This is a genomic window from uncultured Sphingomonas sp., from assembly GCF_946477935.1.
In the GTDB taxonomy this organism is placed as follows: domain Bacteria; phylum Pseudomonadota; class Alphaproteobacteria; order Sphingomonadales; family Sphingomonadaceae; genus Sphingomonas.
On sequence record NZ_CAMLAC010000255.1, the window covers coordinates 1 to 4791 of the forward strand.

The 4791-nt window shown below is 68.0% G+C and carries 3 protein-coding genes; all 3 read right to left on the reverse strand.

Going from position 1 to position 4791, the window contains the following annotated elements; genetic code table 11:
* Nucleotides 1-35: 35 nt before the first annotated feature.
* From nirD to Q0U08_RS17815, 3 genes are read right to left on the reverse strand one after another with little or no spacing between them, the layout of a single operon-like run.
* Nucleotides 36-374 (reverse strand): nitrite reductase small subunit NirD, encoded by a 339-nt coding sequence (nirD, locus tag Q0U08_RS17805; protein ID WP_298092980.1) that lies wholly within the window; start codon nt 372-374, stop codon nt 36-38.
* Nucleotides 371-2854 carry a nitrite reductase large subunit NirB gene (gene nirB, locus Q0U08_RS17810; RefSeq protein ID WP_298092982.1) on the reverse strand — a complete coding sequence of 828 codons (2484 nt, stop codon included), beginning with the start codon at nt 2852-2854 and terminating at the stop codon, nt 371-373. Before nirB ends, nirD begins: the two co-directional genes overlap by 4 nt.
* A 43-nt stretch (nt 2855-2897) precedes the next feature.
* Complete coding sequence (locus Q0U08_RS17815; RefSeq protein WP_298092984.1) at nt 2898-4154, reverse strand: NarK/NasA family nitrate transporter; 1257 nt, start codon at nt 4152-4154, stop codon at nt 2898-2900.
* Between the last annotated feature and the right edge of the window lie 637 nt (nt 4155-4791).

Here is a 4791-nt window from a genome sequence, read left to right on the forward strand (position 1 = left end):
CCCCTGAAGGGGAGGGGAGCGAAAACGCGCGCACATCACGCCGCCGCCTTCAAGGTAGCGGCCCGACAGATCAACACCCGCCCCCCGGAAAGCTTCACCGGCACGACCGGCGTACATCCCCGATCCTCGCCCAGCGCCTCGCCGGTCGCGAGCGAAATCCGCCAGTTGTGCAGCGGGCACGCCACCGCCCCGCCATGCACAATCCCCTGGCTCAATCGCCCATGCTTGTGCGGACACCGGTCGAGCAGCGCAAAGACCTTGCCCTCGCCGGTACGGAACACGGCGATGTCGTCGCCACCCTCAACCTGCACGGTACGGCTCCCACGCACCGGAATCTCATCGACCCAGCCGATATCCAGCCAATCGCCAATCATGCCATTTCCTCCAGGGCCGGAACGGGGGGTACAGGAGTGAATCGCGCCATCGGCGCATGCATCTCGCGCTCGGCGCCCTCGACCCGCGCCGCCCAGGGGTCGTCCTGCGAGAAGCTCTGCGAATGGAAGAACCGCGCCGCCAGCTCGGCCCGCGCCTCCGCATCGGGCAGCAGCCGCGACTGGACATAGGCCAGCCCGACCCGCTCGATCCACGGCGCGGTCCGCTCCAGATAGCGGGCCTCCTCGCGGTAGAGCTGGATGAAGGCGGCGCACATCTCCATCGCCTCCGCCTCGGTCGCCACCTTGCACAGCAGGTCGGTGGCGCGCACCTTGATCCCGCCATTGCCGCCGACATGGCATTCATAGCCGCTGTCGACGCACACCACGCCGAAATCCTTGATCGTCGCCTCGGCGCAGTTGCGCGGGCATCCCGACACCGCGATCTTGAACTTGTGCGGCATCCACGACCCCCAGGTCGCGCGTTCGATCTTGACGCCGAACCCGGTCGAATCCTGCGTCCCGAACCGGCACCATTCGCTGCCCACGCACGTCTTCACCGTGCGCAAGCTCTTGCCGTACGCATGGCCGCTGACCATCCCGGCGGCATTCAGGTCCGCCCACACCGCGGGCAGATCCTCCTTCTTGATCCCGAAGATGTCGAGCCGCTGCCCGCCCGTCACCTTGACCATCGGCGCGTCGTATTTCTCGACGACATCGGCGATCGCACGCAGCTCGCGGGGGTTGGTCAGCCCGCCCCACATGCGCGGCACCACCGAATAGGTGCCGTCTTTCTGAATGTTGGCATGCATCCGCTCGTTGACGAAGCGGCTCTGCTGGTCGTCCTTATATTCCCCCGGCAGCGCGCAGAGCAGATAATAGTTCAGCGCCGGCCGGCACGACGAACAGCCGTCGGGTGTCGACCAGTGCAGCTTCTGCATCACCTCGGGGATCGATCGCATCCCCTGCGCGACGATCTCGCGCCGCACATCGTCATGGCCGAAGCTGGTGCACTTGCACATCGTCTTGGGGCCGGCCTCGACCGCACCCTCGCCCAATGTCAGCGCCAGCAGGCTTTCGACGATATTGGTGCAAGACCCGCAACTTGCCGATGCCTTGCAGGTGCCGCGCACCGCATCCACGCTGTGCGCGCCGCCCGCGATGCAGGCGACCACCTTGCCCTTGGTCACGCCGTTGCAGCCGCAGATTTCCGCATCGTCGGAAAGCGCCGCAACGGCCGCCTTAGGGTCCGCCTGCCCACCTCCGGAGGCGAAGGCTTGCCCGAAGATCAGCGCATCGCGAATGTCGGCGACGTCTTCCTGCCGCTTCAACAGGTCGAAATACCAGTTCCCGTCCGCGGTATCGCCGTACAGCACCGCGCCGACGATCCGGTCGCCGCGCACCACCACGCGCTTGTAGATGCCACGCGCGGCATCGCGCAGCACGATGTCTTCCGCACCGTCACCGCCCGAAAAGTCGCCGGCCGAGAACACGTCCAGCCCCGCCACCTTCAGCTTGGTGGAGGTGGCGGACGGCCGATACCCGCTATGCGCATCGGTCAGCCCATCGGCCAGCGCCCGGCACATGTCCCACAGCGGCGCGACCAGGCCGTAGACCTGCCCGTCATGCTCGACGCATTCGCCCACCGCCAGCACGCGCGGGTCGGACGTGACCATATGATCGTCCACCTTGATCCCGCGGCCCACCTCCAGCCCCGCCGCGCGTGCCAGCGCCGTGCACGGCCGGATACCCACCGCCATCACCACCAGGTCGGCGGCGATTTCCGTCCCGTCCTTCAGCGCGACGCCGGTGACATGACTGTCGCCCAGGATCGCGGCGGTATCCGCTCCCGTCAGCACCGTCTGCCCGCGCGCTTCCAGCGCCTGTTTCAGCAGCCAGCCCGCCGCCTCGTCCAACTGCCGCTCCATCAGCGTCGGCATGATGTGCAGCACCGTCACCTTCATGCCACGCAGGGAAAGCCCGTGCGCCGCCTCCAGCCCCAGCAAGCCCCCGCCGATCACCACCGCACTGCCCCCGCGCGCGGCGGCCGCCAGCATGTGATCGACATCCTTCATGTCGCGAAAGCTGATGACGCCGGGCAGGTCGCGGCCCGGCACCGGAATGATGAACGGATCGGACCCGGTCGCGATCAGCAGCCGGTCATAGCCCAGCGTCACCCCCGCTTGCGAGGTGACGGTGCGTGCCTCCCGGTCGATCGCGGTGACGGGATCGCCCGAGATCAGCGTGATCGCGTTGTCCGCATACCAGTCGGCGCCGTTGATGACGATCTCGTCGAACGTCTTCTCGCCCGCCAGCACCGGCGACAGCATGATCCGGTTATAGTTCACCAGCGGCTCGGCACCGAAGATCGTCACCCGGTAACGGTTCGGATCGCGCGCCAGCACTTCCTCGACCGCCCGGCACCCGGCCATGCCGTTGCCGATGACCACTAGATGCTCGCGCAATTCGGTGGGCGAGGCCATGATCGGAGAATATTCCATCGCTTCCATCCTCAGGAAAAGTGGGTCAGATCCGCACGCCCGCGGCGGCGCCCCAGCTTGCCCGCCAGCCACGCTTGACCGCCGTCAGCCCGGCAAGCGCCACCACCGCCAGCGCGGCGAAGATCAGGAAGCCGGGGGCGAAGCTGCCCGTCATCTGCTTGGCCAGCCCCAGCGACGAGGCGAGGTAGAAGCCGCCTACCCCGCCGGCCATGCCGACCAGTCCGGTCATCACGCCGATCTCCGCGGCGAAGCGCTGCGGCACCAGTTGGAACACCGCGCCATTGCCCGTGCCCAGCGCCAGCATCCCCAGCACGAAGCACGCCAGCGCGGCGGTGAAGCTGCCCGCCAGCGCCACCCCGACCAGTGCCAACGCCGCGACCACGAACACCCCGGTCAGCGCCTTCACGCCGCCGATCGCATCGGCCATCGCACCGCCCATCGGCCGCACCAGAGACCCTGCGAACACGCATCCCGCGGTCGCATAGCCGGCCTGCACCGTGCTCAGCCCGAAGGCGTCGGTGAAGTAGATCGGCAGGCTTGCGGCCAGCCCCACGAACCCGCCGAACGTCACCGCGTAGAAGCCCATCAGCCACCACGCATCGGCCTGCCGCAACGGGCTCATATATTCGACCAGGCTGCGCGGCGCCGGCGCGTTCGGCGCGTCCTTGGCCATCACCATATAGACGACCAGCACGATCGACAGCGGGATGCAGGCAAGGCCCAGCACCGCGTTCCAGCCGAACAGCCCGGCCAGCGCCGGCGCGAACAGCGCGGCCAGCACGGTGCCCGAATTGCCCATGCCGGCCAGCCCCATCGCCTTGCCCTGATGCTCGGGCGGATACCAGCGGCTGGCCAGCGGCAGCGCGATCGCGAAGCTGGCGCCAGCAAAGCCCAGCACCACGCCCAGCGCCAGCGTGCCGGCAAAGCTCGTCACCCCGGCGGCCCAGGCGATGGCCAACCCGACGATCACGATCACCTGGCTGATCGCCCCGGCGCGCTTCGGCCCGATCCGGTCGACCAGCAGGCCGTTCACCACCCGCAGGATCGCCCCCGCCAGCGTCGGCGTCGCCACCATCAGCCCCTTCTCCGCCGGCGTCAGCATCAGCGACCGGGCGATCTCCGGCGCCAGCGGCCCCAGCAGCACCCAAACCATGAACGCCAGATCAAAATACAGAAACGCCGCGATCAGCGTCGGCACATGCCCGCTCGCCCAGAAGCTACCGCCCCCCGTCGCCTGCTCCGCCTGCTCCCCCGTCCCGTCCTTCCAATATGCCGTCGCCATGCGCGTTCCCCTATGTGCGGAGGACAAAGAAAAAGCCGCCAGGACGGCGGCCATCGCTGGCGCATCCTGGCGGCTTCGTTGCCGTTGTGACGGATCGGCCAGGCCGGCTCCGCCGTCACGCGGCGCCCCCGACGCTGGAGGCGGCATCACGTGGTGATTTCGTGCCCGACGCCATTGCCGGACGAATGAAAGGTGCCTGATTCGCCTCCGCCGCGCAACCCCCTTTCGCAACCGCAGCATTTCCCCCTGTCCGTCTCCCGCCGGAAGGGTGAGTACGATGAAAACGCGACGGCGTCGTAGGAGGCGGATCAGCCCGCTATCGTCTTGCTGTGCACCTGGTGCCGGGCTTCTTCAAAAGCAGAAGGAATGATGTTCGCGCGGAGGCGCGGAGGACGCAGAGGTGTCGCGCAGGAGGCATCCTTCGTGCTCCTGCTCCAGCCCCCGCTACGTGCGAACCGCAGCGGCTGGACGATGATCTCCGCGTCCTCCGCGCCTCCGCGCGAACGAAAATCTGACGCCCCGCGCGTCAGGGCAAACCCTTCAGATACCCCGCCACATCATCCGGATCGAACGCGCGCCCATCAAAGAACCCGTCGCGCCCCAGCATCAGCCGACCCTGCGTCGCCCCCGCCCCGAT